Origin of the sequence: Brevundimonas sp. P7753, from assembly GCF_013386595.1 — a bacterium.
GTDB classification, from domain to species: domain Bacteria; phylum Pseudomonadota; class Alphaproteobacteria; order Caulobacterales; family Caulobacteraceae; genus Brevundimonas; species Brevundimonas bullata.
This window is the reverse complement of record NZ_JACARP010000087.1, coordinates 28,884-43,058: the sequence shown is the minus strand read 5'-3', so window position 1 is coordinate 43,058 and position 14,175 is coordinate 28,884. Positions and strand designations below refer to the sequence as shown.

The 14,175-nt window shown below is 68.5% G+C and carries 18 protein-coding genes; 17 read left to right on the top strand and 1 reads right to left on the bottom strand.

The window, feature by feature from the left end; genetic code table 11:
* Both HX774_RS15715 and HX774_RS15710 read left to right on the top strand, forming a co-directional pair.
* Positions 1–1,833: chromosome partitioning protein ParB (locus HX774_RS15715; protein ID WP_218650465.1), on the top strand; the 1,833-nt coding region annotated here is incomplete at its 5' end.
* Between the two features lie 212 nt (positions 1,834–2,045).
* Positions 2,046–2,420 (top strand): hypothetical protein, encoded by a 375-nt coding sequence (locus tag HX774_RS15710; RefSeq protein ID WP_178828303.1) that lies wholly within the window; start codon positions 2,046–2,048, stop codon positions 2,418–2,420.
* Positions 2,421–2,540: 120 nt separating this feature from the next.
* Here HX774_RS15710 and HX774_RS15705 read toward each other — a convergent pair whose 3' ends face one another.
* Positions 2,541–2,792, bottom strand: a complete 252-nt coding sequence (locus HX774_RS15705; RefSeq protein ID WP_178828301.1) for a hypothetical protein — start codon at positions 2,790–2,792, stop codon at positions 2,541–2,543.
* Positions 2,793–2,990: 198 nt separating this feature from the next.
* Here HX774_RS15705 and HX774_RS15700 point away from each other — a divergent pair, with 198 nt between their 5' ends.
* The 15 genes from HX774_RS15700 (at position 2,991) to trbB (ending at position 14,151) form a co-directional block, all read left to right on the top strand.
* On the top strand, positions 2,991–3,152 hold the full coding sequence (locus HX774_RS15700; RefSeq protein WP_178828299.1) for a hypothetical protein: 162 nt from the start codon (positions 2,991–2,993) through the stop codon (positions 3,150–3,152).
* Positions 3,149–3,370, top strand: a complete 222-nt coding sequence (locus tag HX774_RS15695; RefSeq protein WP_178828297.1) for a hypothetical protein — start codon at positions 3,149–3,151, stop codon at positions 3,368–3,370. Before HX774_RS15700 ends, HX774_RS15695 begins: the two co-directional genes overlap by 4 nt.
* Before the next feature lie 2 nt (positions 3,371–3,372).
* On the top strand, positions 3,373–3,627 hold the full coding sequence (locus HX774_RS15690) for a hypothetical protein (protein WP_178828295.1): 255 nt from the start codon (positions 3,373–3,375) through the stop codon (positions 3,625–3,627).
* A 17-nt stretch (positions 3,628–3,644) separates the two neighbouring features.
* Positions 3,645–4,208 (top strand): SOS response-associated peptidase, encoded by a 564-nt coding sequence (locus HX774_RS15685; protein ID WP_178828293.1) that lies wholly within the window; start codon positions 3,645–3,647, stop codon positions 4,206–4,208.
* 43 nt (positions 4,209–4,251) lie between these two features.
* Positions 4,252–4,524 (top strand): hypothetical protein, encoded by a 273-nt coding sequence (locus tag HX774_RS15680; protein ID WP_178828291.1) that lies wholly within the window; start codon positions 4,252–4,254, stop codon positions 4,522–4,524.
* A gap of 708 nt (positions 4,525–5,232) precedes the next feature.
* On the top strand, positions 5,233–5,529 hold the full coding sequence (locus HX774_RS15675) for a DUF736 domain-containing protein (protein WP_178828289.1): 297 nt from the start codon (positions 5,233–5,235) through the stop codon (positions 5,527–5,529).
* 66 nt (positions 5,530–5,595) lie between these two features.
* Positions 5,596–6,480 (top strand): ArdC family protein, encoded by an 885-nt coding sequence (locus HX774_RS15670; RefSeq protein ID WP_178828287.1) that lies wholly within the window; start codon positions 5,596–5,598, stop codon positions 6,478–6,480.
* 149 nt (positions 6,481–6,629) lie between these two features.
* The gene (locus tag HX774_RS15665) at positions 6,630–6,893 is read left to right on the top strand and encodes an AlpA family transcriptional regulator (RefSeq protein ID WP_178828285.1); all 264 of its coding nucleotides are present in this window, start codon (positions 6,630–6,632) and stop codon (positions 6,891–6,893) included.
* The gene (locus HX774_RS15660) at positions 6,890–7,447 is read left to right on the top strand and encodes a DUF2840 domain-containing protein (RefSeq protein ID WP_178828283.1); all 558 of its coding nucleotides are present in this window, start codon (positions 6,890–6,892) and stop codon (positions 7,445–7,447) included. The genes HX774_RS15665 and HX774_RS15660 overlap by 4 nt, the downstream gene beginning before the upstream one ends.
* 11 nt (positions 7,448–7,458) lie before the next feature.
* Positions 7,459–7,959 carry a S26 family signal peptidase gene (locus HX774_RS15655; RefSeq protein WP_325148040.1) on the top strand — a complete coding sequence of 167 codons (501 nt, stop codon included), beginning with the start codon at positions 7,459–7,461 and terminating at the stop codon, positions 7,957–7,959.
* Positions 7,956–8,642, top strand: coding sequence for a lytic transglycosylase domain-containing protein (locus HX774_RS15650; protein WP_178828279.1), 687 nt, complete (start codon positions 7,956–7,958; stop codon positions 8,640–8,642). Before HX774_RS15655 ends, HX774_RS15650 begins: the two co-directional genes overlap by 4 nt.
* Positions 8,643–9,060: 418 nt before the next feature.
* Entirely contained in the window at positions 9,061–10,524 is a 1,464-nt protein-coding gene (locus HX774_RS15645) for a DUF3363 domain-containing protein (RefSeq protein ID WP_218650464.1), read from the top strand.
* A 37-nt stretch (positions 10,525–10,561) separates the two neighbouring features.
* The gene (locus HX774_RS15640) at positions 10,562–12,532 is read left to right on the top strand and encodes a conjugal transfer protein TraG (RefSeq protein WP_178828275.1); all 1,971 of its coding nucleotides are present in this window, start codon (positions 10,562–10,564) and stop codon (positions 12,530–12,532) included.
* Between the two features lie 9 nt (positions 12,533–12,541).
* A complete protein-coding gene (locus HX774_RS15635) occupies positions 12,542–13,033 on the top strand; it encodes a CopG family transcriptional regulator (protein WP_255500484.1) in 492 nt (163 codons plus the stop codon).
* Between the two features lie 176 nt (positions 13,034–13,209).
* On the top strand, positions 13,210–14,151 hold the full coding sequence (trbB, locus tag HX774_RS15630) for a P-type conjugative transfer ATPase TrbB (RefSeq protein ID WP_178828273.1): 942 nt from the start codon (positions 13,210–13,212) through the stop codon (positions 14,149–14,151).
* Positions 14,152–14,175: the final 24 nt, after the last annotated feature.

The window sequence follows — 14,175 nt, the reverse complement described above, 5'->3', positions numbered from 1 at the left end:
ACGGGCGCCTACCTCGTGACCATCGGGGAGGGGCGGCGGCAGGCCCTGCGGATGCTGGTGAAGCGCAAGGCGATCAAGCGGACCCATCCGGTCAAGGTGGTGGTGGACACCCTGAACGACGCCCATGAGATCAGCCTCGACGAGAACATCACCCGCGAGGCCATGCATCCCGCCGACCAGTTCGAAGCCTTCCGCAAGCTGGCGGAGGAAAAGGGCTACGGCCCGGAGGAGATCGGGGCGCGTTTCGGGGTGTCAGCCCATGTGGTGCGGCAGCGCCTGAGGCTGGGCGCTGCGGCTCCGGAACTCATGGCGGCCTACCGCGACGGGACCCTCAATCTGGACCTCCTGACGGCCTTCTGCGTCAGCGAGGATCAGGACCGGCAGCGTCAGGTGCTGGAACAGATGGGGCCCTACACCTCCGTCTTCGCCATTCGGCGCGCCATGACCGAGGCCAAGGTCCGCGCCGACGACCGTCGCGTCGGTTTCGTGGGGCTTGAAGCCTATGAGGCCGAGGGCGGGGCCGTGCTGTGCGACCTCTTCACCGAGGATGGCGGCGGCTGGCTGGAAGACCCTGTCTTGCTGGACCGGTTGGTCAGCGAGAAGTTGACGGTGCTGGCCGAGGAGGCGCGCCAGCGCGAAGGCTGGAAGTGGGCCGAGGCCTGCGCCGAGTTCGCCGACGTGGCCGACTTCGGCCGGGTCTATCCAGTGGCTATTGAACGGTCAGAGGCGGACGCGGCAGAGATGGCGGCCCTGTCGGAGGAATACGACCGGCTGATTTCCGAGACGGATGCGATGGAAGTCCTGCCGCCCGAAACGGACGCCCGGCTCGAGGCGATCGACAAGGCCTTGCAGGCCTATGGACCGGACTATGGCTACACACCTGACGCCAAGGCGCGGGCCGGGGTCATGGTCATGCTCGGCCATGAAGGACTGGCCCGGTTCGAACGCGGTCTGGTCCGCGCCGAGGATGCGGCGCTGGCGCCGCCTCCACCGTGGGACACGGACGAGGCGTCGGAGGGCGACGCGCCTGAGGACGCGGAGGCCGATAACGCCCGCGCGGGCGGGGAGGAGGGGGCGGATGACGGATTGGCGCCCCTGTCCGACCGGCTGCTCATCGACCTGACAGCCCACAGGACCATTGGGCTGCGGGACGCCGTGCAGGCCGATGTCGCCGTCGCCTTGGCGACGGTGGTTCATGCCATGGCGCTGCAGGTCTTCTATCCGGGCTACGGCGACTTCACGCCCTTGCAGTTGCGCCTGTCGGCGGGCGGGCTGGAGCGTCTTGCGCCGGGGGTAGGCGATAGCCCCGCCGGGCGGCGGGTGACGGACCGGCTTGAGGCGTGGGGCGCGCGGCTTCCGGAGCGGGCCGAGGACCTGTGGCTGATATTGGCGGATCTTCACCGCTCCGAGCTTCTGGACCTGTTGGCCTGCTGCGCCGGGGTCGGCCTCCACGCTGTGCGCGATCCGCACGACCGGCGACCCGGCGCATGGGCGCAGGCCGAGGCGCTGGCGACGGCGGTCGGGCTGGACATGACCGGAACATGGTCGGCCACCGCCGCCAGCTACTTCTCCCGCGTCCCCAAGGCGCGGATGCTGGAGGCCGTGACCGAGGCGGTCGGCGCCGAGGAGGCGGGACGGTTGGCAGGATTCAAGAAAGGCGACATGGCCGACGCGGCCGAGCGGTTGCTGGAAGGGAGGGGGTGGTTGCCGCCGGTTCTTCGAACCGCCGAAACCTTGCCGAGGAACCGGCGCAGGAAGGGGACGGCGAGGGTGTTTCCATTCCCTCGGCAGAAGAGGCCCACAGCTTCGCCGCCGAATAGGCCTGCGAGCTGATCGAAACGGACCGCGCGCCCTTTGGGGCGCGCGGTCTATTCTTTGTGCAAAGGCAGTCAGGAAAGGGCCGCGACGGCAATCCGGGCGGATCACGCTGAACCGACATGCCTCCCACTACATGTCTGCACGGTGGCAGCGGGCAGAGGTGGACCGGTTGTCGCTCCAGAAAACTGCGGGTTGCCGTCCGCCCGGTCGGGGCCTTAGATCGACCGATGATCCACTTTCTCAAGCCGGTTCGTTCACGATACAAATCCGCCTCGCTAAGCCTGCGTTCGCCCAGGGCCACGGCGGCGGAACTGTTGGGCTGGGTTTCCGGAATCGCGCTGGGCGCCGTGGTGACGCCTCCGGCGAAGACGGCCATTCTCGACCTTCTGGCCGCCTATCGCTCCACCGCGCTCATCGACGGGATCAATCCGCAGGCTCTGGGAGCGACCGTCTTCGTCCTCGTTTTCTTCGGATGCACGACCCTGCTCGGCCTGGGCCTTGGCGCCCTGCTCAAGGTCACCCTTCTGCGCGAGCGAATACGCCATTCCACGGCCAGCGCCCTCTATCCCGGGCCGGGTCTCAAAGGTCATCCCCGACTGTAGCCTTGGCGAGAGGCGGACGAGCGCCCGTCCGGTGCAGAGCCTCCCATTCGTTGGCACGCGATCTTTTTGTAGGGCTGGTCGGCGCATGAGCGCTCGGCCATCGCCGTGGGGCACGCGCGTTCAGGCCGCCTTGTCGAGGATGATCGCGAGCGCGGACGGCGGCAGGGCGTTCTGGGGAAAGCCCTGCCCAGGATTGCTGACCACATCGATGAAACGTTCGCCGTGATAGAGGCAGATGGTGTCAAAGCCGATCCATTGCTCGGCGACCGATGCGAGGGCGCGTACTGCGGCGGCGTCGTCACGCGCGCTCAGAAACTGAATCTCCCGCGCCGGAACGCCGGGCATATTCACAATACAGTAGTATGAAATCACGCTGCTTGTCCTCGATTGGCGCTCCAAACGAACCGGGCGTCAGTCGGTTCCCACCCTCACCAGATCGTCTTGAAACCTTGTCGCAGGGTGCAGGTTGTCCACAGTCCTGCGGGACCTGTGATCAACCGTCACGTCTCTCTTGTTCTCTTTTTGTTCCAGTGTAGGAGTCGGCTCGGGTCGGTGCTTGAGGAGATGGAAATGAACAGGAAAACCCTGGGGCCCGATGAGGGGTTCGCCCGCGACCTGGAAGATCTGGATCGCGCGCTTGAACAGCGTGAGCGTCCGGATGTCCCGCCGCCCACGGTCGATCTGATCGCCGGGCTCGTCGCCGGGCTGCGGCTCGTGGGGCGCCCCCAATGAGGGACGCGACGCCGACCCCCGTTGAACTGCAGGTGCTCCAACTGGTCGCGCTCTGGCGCCAGGGACCCGCCGTCCGGCATGATCCTGTTCTCGCCAACATGTTCGCCCGCCTCATGGCGGCGCTGAACCGGTCTGCGCCTGGCGTCGCCGCCAGGGTTCTGGGGACGCTCGAGGACATGCAGGCGAGGGGCCTGGGCCTGTTCGCTCGAGGCGATTGAGCATGAGTCGCTACAAGGGGATGTCGTCCAAGGGCTCCCTCACCGTGGAGGACCTGGTCGAACTGGTCGACATCTATCGTCGCCTCCAGGCCATGCACGCCGGACTCAACCCCGTGTCCACCCAGCGCTTTCCCGTCATGGCCGCCGCCGCCACGGTCAAGGCGGCCTGGGCCGAGGTCAGCGGCGCCGAACAGGGATGGAGCTTTCCGGCCGAGTACGTCGTCAAGCCGGGCGAAAGGAAGCCGACCGGCGTCTGAGGCGTTGGAGCGGAACTATGTGCAACAACTACCGCCTGCATGTTCCTGCCAACCAACTGGCCGTGCCCTTCACCGACATCGGCCGGAGGCTCATTCTGCCAGATGGCATACCGAACCTTGAGCCGACCGACTACCGGATCGGCGACCGCGCGCCTGTGGTTCTCGCCGGCGAAGGCGGCCTGCAACTGGTGATGACGCCCTGGGCCTGGAAGGGCCCGACCGGAAAGCCGGTCTTCAACTTCCGGTCCGAGGGCCGATCCTTCGCCGGATCGACCCGCTGCCTGATCCCCGCTGACGGCTTCTATGAGTTCACCGAGCCCAAGGTGGCGGGGAAGAAAACGAAATGGCGCTTCACCCTGATCGACCAGCCCTGGTTCTGGATCGCCGGGGTGGTGAAGGAGGGCGCCTTCGCCATGCTGACGACCGAGCCGGGGCCGGACGTGGCCCCCTATCACGACCGACAGATCGTCGTCCTGCCGCCGGGGGCGGGCGCGCACTGGCTCGACCTTTCCGCACCGGAGGAGCTGATCCTCAGACCCAGCCCCCTGGGCTCGCTCTTCGTCGAGCGGGTTTATCCATAGGCTAGACGACCGGTAGCAACCCGACTCAGCTTAACCGCGGCTCATGACCCCCGATCAATTGACCGCCGCCCTGGACGCCATGCAGCAGGCCGCAGGGGGCGACCCCGAACTCATGCCTGGCCTGATCACGGTGAAAAGTTCGGTGTGGTGCGACAGCCTCTACGCCATCGAACGCATCACCAAGACCCTGGATGAGGGCATTCGGCACCGGGGGATCAAGATCATGGTCTCATCCCTGTTCGAGACCAAGGTCCTGACCCGTGCCGAAGCCGCTGATCGCGGCGCGCCCTACTTTGACCTGACCTCTGGGGGCTGACCCCGGTCGCCCGCCATCGGCCTGCTCGCGCGGCTGGCGGGCAGGTCCTGAAGCCATCGCGTCATCGTCTGCAAACATGCACGCAGGCTGACATGGCGGCCGCCTTGAAAACGGTCTGAAGGGGATGGCGCCGCCGCCTGGGCGTCGTCGCCCGGCGCTCAGTCGCGCCGCGTCGTCAGCAGCGGCGGAGCTCTTCTCGCCATCCGTCGTCGCAGCGGGGCGCCGATGAGGTCCTCTAGAAATCAGATGGTCTGAACCTCAGAGAGGGTGACCCGCGCCAGGCCGGGCTGGTCAGCATTCCGAGCCTCCACCGGCGGCCCCTATCTCTGCAACCGCGAGCCTGGATCGGGCGCCGATCCTCATCACGGCCAGGTCGAACCCTTCTTTCCCAGGGCCTGGCAGGACCGACAGTTGCGGGACGCCTGGGTGAGTTCGGGCTCCGTAGCGGCCGGTCTTCCGGCTTTCGCGCCATCCGGCGCGGCCTCTCGATGTGGCGGATCTGACCGGGACCGGTCGGCTGGCGCAACCGTCGGACCGACTTTCTTCCCCGGCCTGCGGCCTTCCTCACGAAACAAGAAAGTCGCTCCCTCCGGTCCTCCGCTGCGCTGCGGGGTCTCGCTGCGCTCGCCCTGCGTGCCTTCCGGCCCCGGTCTCCCGATCGCCATCGAGGCCGCGACAGGCGTGGCCCGAAGCAAAGGAGAGACTGACATGGCCGCTATTGGAACCTTCATCGCCCAGGGCGACGGCTACACCGGTTCGATCAAGACCCTGACCCTCAACGTGAAGTCGGCGACCTTCAGGCCGAACGAGAAGAGCGACGACAAGGCCCCGGACTATCGGATTTTCTCGGGGACCACGGAGTTCGGCGCGGCCTGGAAAAAGACCAGCCAGCAGAACCGCGACTACCTCTCGGTCAAGCTGGATGATCCGAGCTTCCCGGCGCCGATCTACGCCTCGCTGGTCGAGAGCGACGAGGGGCACAGCCTGATCTGGTCGCGCAACTGAGAGCCCGGCGGCGGCGCCAGGGGCGCCGCCGCCATCCCCTTCAGACCGTCTTTCAAGGAGGCCGCCATGTCGCGCCCCACCGCTTCCGTTCGCCCCGATCCCCATGCCGAGATCACCGCCCTCATCCTCGCCGACCTCGAGACCGGCGTCCGACCCTGGACCCGTCCGTGGACGACACAGGGCGCAGTCTCCCGCCCGCTGCGGCATGACGGACAATCCTATCACGGGGTCAACGTCCTGACGCTCTGGGTCCGGGCCGCCCGCTGCGGCTACGCCCGCCCCGTCTGGATGACCTTCCGTCAGGCCCTGGCGCTCGGCGGTGCGGTTCGAAAAGGCGAAAAGGGCGCCCCCGTCGTCTACGCTGCGCCCATCTCGCTCGCCGATGACAGCGACGATCAGCCGGAAGCGCGGCGCGGCGGGAGCTTCCTGAAGCGTTACACCGTCTTCAACCTGGACCAGATCGAAGGCCTGGACGACCGCTATCCGCCGCCGGTCCGCCCCGATGTCGTCGAGCGGATAGATCATGCGGAACGCTACTTCGCCGCGACCGGCGCCGATGTCCGGGCGGGCGGCGACACCGCCTGCTACCGACCGGACGCTGATGCCGTGCACATGCCGGCCTTCGAGGCTTTCCAGGACCCGGAAGCCTTTTACGCCGTTCTGGCCCACGAACTGGTCCACTGGACGGGCCATCCCTCCCGTCTGGACCGCGATCTCACCCTCGGCCGCTTCGGCGACGAGGCCTATGCCCGCGAAGAACTGGTGGCCGAACTGGGCGCCGCCTTCGTCTGCGCCGACCTCGGCCTGACCCTCGAGCCCCGCCCCGATCACGCCGCCTACATCGCCTCATGGCTGCGCGTCCTGCGCAACGACACCCGCTTCATCGTCGCCGCCGCCGCTCACGCGGAACGCGCCGCCAAGTTCCTGGCCGAAAAGCAGCCGCCGCCCTGATGCGAGCGTCCTGACGTAGAGGGCGTGATGACGCGCGGGCATCGCCTGATGCCCGCGCGCGGACTGCCGCGGACGCCGGTTTGGCGAAATCCTTGGCCTGTCCCGCCGTCTACCGCCGACGGCGTTCCAGCCCCGCAAGGATTGCCGCCATGCACGACGCCCAGACCCCGATGCCGCCGCGCTATCTCCGCACCGCCGAGGCCGCGCGGCATCTCGGCCTGTCCGGCCGCACGCTCGAGAAGCACCGCTGCTACGGCACCGGTCCCCTCTATCGGAAGATCGGCGGACGCGTCGTCTACGCCGTCGGCGACCTCCAGGCCTGGGCGGATCGCGGCGTCAAATCCTCCACTACGGACCCGGGCCACGACAGAATTTCCCCCGCGCGCCGTCCGGATAGGGACGCGGGGCTATGAACGGCCGGGATGACGAGGGCGCTTCGTCGCCGCCCTATCTGGCCTATCACCGCGATCCTGTGGTGGTGATCGGCACCCCGCCGCCTTCCGCCGACCAACTGACCTGGGTCGAACTCGTCTTCGACCCAGGCCGCACGGAGCGCTGGATCCGCTTCGGTCAAGCGGTCGACCAGCGCATCGTCTCGCGCCGGAACCGTTTCGTCGCCTTTCGTCCCGGCGTCGTCTTCGCCTATGTGCGCTGGGCCGCCAACGCCTACGGCACGGTCGTGTCGCGCCTCGACATCCTCCAGGCGGCCGATCCGACCCGCGACCGGATCGCCATCCCCGGCGTCGTTCCCGGCGCCGTCAGCCTGCTTCGGCTGAGCGGCTGGCCGCGGGTTCGGCGCGCCCTTTATCTGATTGACGCGGTTGAGGCCGGCGGCTTCGAACCGGGCGAGGTCGCGCCCGACTACTGGCGCCACGTCCACGCGCGGATGACGGTCAGCCTGCCGCCCCTGGCCTATACCGCCGAGCGCCACCGGGCCTTTCGTCTGCGCCAGCAGGTCGCGTCATGAGGCGGGCGGTCGTGCTGGTATGGGCCGGCCTGGCGCTCGCCGCCCTCGCGCTGGGACCGGTCACGGCCCGCGCGCCGCGCCTGATCTGGAACGCCTCCGCGAGCCTTCCAATCGGTCTTTACCGGCTGGAACCGACGCGCGCGGCCGCCGCAGGCGAGCTTGTCGCCTACCGCCCTGCGCCGGAATGGTCGCGGGCGTTCGCGGCGCGCGGCTATCTGCCGGACGGCGTCCCGCTCCTGAAGCCGGTCGCGGCGACCGCGCCCTCCGTCGTCTGTCGCTGGGAACAAAGCGTCTTCATCGACGGCCGGAAGGTCGCCGACGCGCTGGAAAAGGACCGCGCGGGGCGGCCGCTTCCGCGCTGGAGGGGCTGCATCACCCTGGATCCGGAGGCCGTTTTCCTGCTCGCCCCTGACGTCCCCGACGCGCTGGACAGCCGCTACTTCGGCCCCGTCGACCGCAAGGAATTGCTCGGCCGCATCGTGCCCGTCCGCGTCGGGGAGGGGCGTGGATGAGCGTGCTGTCCTTCCCTGGTAGGCGCGCGAGGCGGGCGGCGGCGCTGGCCCTGGCGCTCGCCGCGACCAGTTTTCCGTGCGTCTCCATCGCGGTTCCGGCGGCTTCTGCACCGCGCCAGCAAGCCCCTGCCAGAAGCGCGATCGATGACCTGATCACCGAGGCGGCGCATCGGTTCGGCCTGCCTCCACACTGGATCCGGGCGGTTATGCAGCAGGAGAGCGGCTTCAATCCTCGCGCTACATCGCGCGCGGGGGCCATGGGTCTGATGCAGGTGATGCCCGCCACCTATGCGGAACTGCGGCGACGGCACGGCCTCGGCCCGGACGCCTACGACCCTCGCGACAACATCATGGCCGGTGCCGCCTATCTGCGCGAACTGCACGACCGGTTCGGCCTGGAGGGCATGTTGCCGGCCTATAACGCGGGGCCAGGGCGATACCTGCAGCATAGAGGTGAAGGGCGGCCCCTGCCTCTGGAGACGCGCGATTACGTCGCCCGGATAGGGCTTCTGGACCGGGCGGCCACCCCCTCTGACAGCGCCCGGATCGCGGCTAAAGAGCCGATCGATCCCTACCGGGGGCCGCTCTTTCCGGACGCTCTGCACCCTTCCGACCCTGCATCTGGCGGATTGTTCGTATTGCTGGTTCCAGCCTCCGACGCCGGTCCGGTTTCGCCCCGATGAGCCCGGTCAAAATACTGCAGAAGAGAGGGCAGGATAAAAGCCGCAAGGTGCGGCGGGGGTGGGGGAAGAATTTCACGCGTCATCTCAAGGGATTGTCGCAAGGTGCAATTCTGCTGCCTACCTTGCGTATTTGCCTATCACCCGGAAATGGCGACGATTTTCGCGCCTTTATCCGTCTGTCATGACCCGTGACGACGATTTTCGGGTCCGACCCGGGCGGATACGCCCCGCCTCGGGGCCGAGTGTCGACACGGCGCTGCGCCAGGTCAGGGTCGCCGTCGCCCGAGCCGGCGGTCCCTCCCAACATGGCGTCGGCAAGGGAGGCGCTCGCCCCAGCACCTTCGGGCGGGGAAGGGCGGCGCTGATCCGCAGTGTGCATGTGGGCGGGTGTCGGTCTGTCATCGTCAAGGCGCGGGTGGTGCGCCGAAGCGCTGGAGGCCTGGCCGCGCACATTGGCTATCTCCAACGCGACGGCGTGACCCGCGACGGCGAAGCGGGGCGGCTCTTCGACGCCCGGAGCGACATGATCGACGCCTCATCCTTCGCGACGCGCGCCCAGGATGATCGTCATCATTTTCGCTTCATCGTCTCGCCGGAGGACGCGGCCGAACTTGCGGACCTTCGCGCCTATACCCGCGATCTCATGGCCGACGTCCAGCGGGACCTGGGCGCGCCGCTCGACTGGGTCGCGGTCGATCATTGGAACACCGCCCATCCCCACATCCATATCATCTTGCGGGGGAGGCTGGATGACGGCGCCGATCTGGTCATCAGCCGGGACTATATCAGCCGGGGTTTCCGCGCGCGCGCCGAGGCCCTGGCGGAGCTTGAACTGGGTCCGCCGAGCCCGCGTGAACGCGCGGCCGCCCTGATGCGGGACGCCGAGGCCCCGGGCTGGACACGCCTCGATCGCGCGCTCGAGCGCTTGGCCGACAGTGAAGGCCATGTCGATCTGCGCCCAGCGAAGGGCCCAGGCGATCTGTTCGGGGCCCAGGCTCTGGTTCACCGGCTCAGGGCCCTCGAACGTCTTGGCCTGACGGATCCGGCAGGGCCCGGCCGATGGCGGCTCGAGAACGGGCTCGGGGAGCGGTTACGCAGGATCGCCCAAGAGACCGAGGTGGCAGGCCGTTTGGCGGCCGCGGTGGAGGCGCGCGGACTCGTCCGGGCTCCCGAACAATGGGCGACCTCGGCCTTGTCCGACGTCCTCGTCGGACGGGTCCTCGCCCGGGGACAAGACGATGAACTGCGCGGCACGGGTTTCGCCGTCATCGACGGGCTGGATGGTCGGGTTCATCACATCACTTTGGCGGACGCCGGCGCGCCCGAGCCCAGGGTCGACGCCATAGTGCGCGCCAGCCCGCCGTCGCGCGGCGCCCACCCGATGACGGTGACGGTGTCCGATCTCGGCCTGACCAGCCAGATCACAGCCAGGGGCGCGACCTGGCTGGATCGTCGCGCGCTGGATCCCAACCCCTTGCCCGAGGCCGGCGGCTTCGCCGGCGAGGTCGCGGTCGCCCGCCAGGCGCGCATTGATCATCTGGTCGCCGAGGGCCTGGCCGAACGGCGCGGCGTCGGCCTGCGCTTCGCGCCCGGCCTGCTGGAAACCCTGAAAGCCCGGGAGGTCGCCGCTGTGGCGGAGCGGGTTCGGAATGAGACCGGCCTCGTCTTCCGCCCGACAGCTGAGGGGGACGCGGTCTCGGGCGTCTACCGCAAACGCCTCGACCTGGCCTCAGGGCGCTTCGCCATGATCGACGACGGGACGGGCTTCTGTCTTGTGCCCTGGCGTCCGCCGCTGGAACGAAACCTGGGCCGCTCGGTCAGCGGTCTGGCCGGCGCCCGTGGCGAGATCGAATGGCGCCCGCCGCGCGCCCTCGGCCGCTGAGCCAGCCATCACAACCTCTCTCTGAACTGGAGGCAGCATGTCCGCTGGAAAGATTCTCTGGGGCCAGATCAGCCTGGTCTTCGGTCTCATCCTCGCCGGCGTCTGGGGCGCGACCCAGTGGACCGCCTGGCGTCTCGCCTATCAGCCGGCGCTCGGCGCGCCCTGGTTCGAGCTCATGGGGCATTCGGTCTACGCCCCGCCGAGCCTCTTCTTCTGGTGGTTCGTCTATGACGCCTACGCGCCGCGCCTCTTCCTCGAAGGCGGCGCGATTGCTGCGGGTTCTGCGCTCGTCGCCATCGGCGTCTCTATTGCTATGGCGGTCTGGCGTTCGCGGGAGGCGGCGTCGGCGACGACCTACGGCACAGCGCGATGGGGCGACGCCCGCGACGCCCGCGCCGCCGGGTTGATGGGCGAGGACGGCGTGTTTCTGGGCGAGATGGACGGCCGGTATCTGCGCCACGACGGACCCGAGCATGTGCTGTGTTTTGCGCCGACCCGTTCGGGCAAGGGTGTCGGTCTGGTGGTGCCGACCCTCCTCACCTGGGGCGGCTCGGCGCTCGTCCATGACATCAAGGGGGAGAACTGGTCCCTGACCGCCGGATGGCGCGCCCGCTTCGGACCCGTCCTGATGTTCGATCCGACCGATGCGCAGAGCGCCGCCTACAATCCCCTGATGGAGGTGCGGCCAGGACCGCTGGAGGTGCGCGACGTCCAGAACATCGCCGACATTCTCGTCGACCCCGAAGGCGCGCTCGAACGCCGGAACCACTGGGAGAAGACCAGCCACGCCCTTCTGGTCGGGGCCATTCTCCATGTCCTGCACGCCGAGCCCGACAAGACCCTGGCCGGGGTGGCTTCCTTCCTGTCCGATCCGGAACGGCCGATCGAGGCCACCCTTCGGCGCATGATGACGACGCCCCATCGCGACGGACGGCCGCATCCGGTGATCGCCGCAGCCGCTCGCGAACTGCTGAACAAGAGCGAGAACGAGCGGTCGGGCGTGCTCTCCACCGCGATGAGCTTCCTCGGCCTCTATCGCGACCCGATCGTCGCGGCGGTGACCGGGCGGTGCGACTGGCGCATCGCCGACCTGGTCGACGGCGAACGGCCCGTCTCCCTCTATCTCGTGGTGCCGCCCTCGGACATCAGCCGCACCAAGCCGCTGATCCGTCTGATCCTGAATCAGATCGGCAGACGCCTGACCGAGGATCTCCAGGCGCGGGCAGGGCGGCGCCGCCTGCTCATGCTGCTCGACGAGTTCCCGGCGCTCGGTCGCCTCGATTTCTTCGAAACCGCCCTGGCCTTCATGGCCGGCTATGGGCTGAAGGCCTTCCTCATCGCCCAGAGCCTCAACCAGATCGAGAAAGCCTACGGGCCCAATAACGCCATCCTCGACAACTGCCATGTCCGGGTCGCCTTCGCGACCAACGACGAGCGCACGGCCAAGCGGATTTCCGAGACCCTGGGAACGGCGACGGAGCTGAGGGCGATGCGGAACTACGCCGGCCATCGTCTATCCCCCTGGCTCGGCCATCTCATGGTGTCGCGCCAGGAGACGGCTCGCCCCCTCCTGACCCCGGGCGAGGTGATGCAACTGCCGTCGACGGACGCCCTGGTGCTGGCGTCGGGATGCGCGCCGCTTCGGGTGAAGAAGGCGCGCTACTATGCGGACCCTCAGCTCAAGGGGCGCGTGTTTCCTCCCCCGGCGTCGCGTGGCGGCATCCCGGGCGGAGCCGATTTGATCTGGACCGTCGCCTCGGCCCCTGCCGCCGCACAAAGACCGGAGCCGGGGGAGGCCGATGACGGCGGCCTGAGACAGGAACAGGATCCTGAAGCGCCGGACGTCCTCGCGCCCACGCCCGTCGTCGAAGACCCGTCGTACGATCCTCTGGGGCCCGACCTCGACGACGACGAGGGCGTCGCGGTTCTTCCGGACGACCTTGAGGCGCGGATGCGGCGCGTCGCGCGCCAGGCGGCGCTCGATCCTGACGACGGCATCGCCCTCTAGGCCGGCGCGATGAAGAAGCCCTTCCTCACCGTCTACCTCACGCCCGAACTGCTCGACCTCCTGGTCGCCCAGGCGAAGCGGCGGGGCGTGCCCAAGTCGACCGTCGCCGAGGCGGCCATCGCCAGCTTCCTTACGCCGGACGCCGCCCAGCAGCAGGAGGCCGCGCTTGGGCGGCGGCTGGACCGGCTCAATCGCCATGCCGATCGGTTGGAACGGGATCTTGAAATCGCCGTCGAGATGCTGGCGCTTTTCGTCCGGACCTGGATGGCCGCGACGCCCTCCCTGCCGGACGCCGCTCAGGCCGCGGCGCGTGTGCGAGGACGGGATCGTTACGAACGCTTCGTCGAAAACCTGGGGCGCCGGCTGGCGTCCGGACGGTCGTTCACGCGCGAGCTGGCGTTCGAGCTCGAAGCCGCGACGCGGGACGATGTCGTTGACCGGGCGTCTGACGTCAGCCGCAGCGACATAGGTGATGCGCGAGAGGAGAAACCGACGTCCTGACCTTCGCCCTGATCGTCCTCGGGCGAGGGGACGAGGTCGGTCATTCCGCCGATCGCCTGTCTTTCTACGCCTCGGCCCTACTACGCCCTTGGCCTTGTTGAACTCCCGCGATTTGCGGTTCTCTTGTCGCCCCCGTCCGGATCGCCCGCCGATCCGTCCTCGCCGACGGGACCTCCATGAGTATGCAAGCGCGCAGCCTGAAAATGCTCCGCACGGCCTTTGGCCCGGCGCTCCTGGCCGCCTTGTCGGATCCGGATGTGGTGGAGGTCATGCTCAATCCGGATGGCCGGGTCTGGCTGGATCGGTTGACGAGCGGGCTTGAACTGACGCCGCATCGCCTGGAGCCCGCCGAGGGCGAGCGGGTCGTCAGACTGGTGGCCCACCACGTCGGACAGGAGGTCGACGAGACCCGTTCCCGTATCTCGGCCGAACTGCCGGAAACCGGGGAGCGGTTCGAAGGCCTCCTTCCGCCCATTGTGCGCGCGCCAGCCTTCGCCATCCGCAAACCGGCCGTCGCCGTCTTCACCCTCGACGACTATGTCGCCGCCGGGATCATGGTCGCCGGGCAGGCGCAGAGCCTCCGCGACGCCGTCGCCCAGCGCCGCAACATCCTCGTGGTCGGGGGCACCTCCAGCGGCAAGACGACCCTGGTCAACGCCCTACTCGCTGAGATGGCGGGGAGCGACGACCGGATCATTCTCATCGAGGACATCCGCGAACTGCAGTGCGCGGCGCCCAATACCGTGGCGCTGCGCACCCGGGAAGGTGCGGTGACCCTGACCGATCTGGTGCGCTCCGCCCTTCGCCTGCGCCCGGACCGCATCCCCATCGGGGAGGTCCGCGGCGCCGAGGCGCTTGATCTGGTGAAGGCCTGGGGCACCGGACATCCGGGCGGCGTCGGCACCCTCCACGCCGGATCCGCGCACGGCGCGCTGCATCGGCTCGAGCAACTCATCCAGGAAGCGGTCCTCGTGCCGCCCCGCGCCCTCATTGCCGAGACCATCCATCTCGTCGCCGTCCTGGCCGGTCGAGGCGCCGAGAGGCGTCTGGTCGAACTCGCCGTCGTCGACGGCCTCGACGCCGACGGCCGGTACCGCCTTTCGTCGGCCCTCTCCTGACCCGCTGTCTTCATCCCCTCTGGA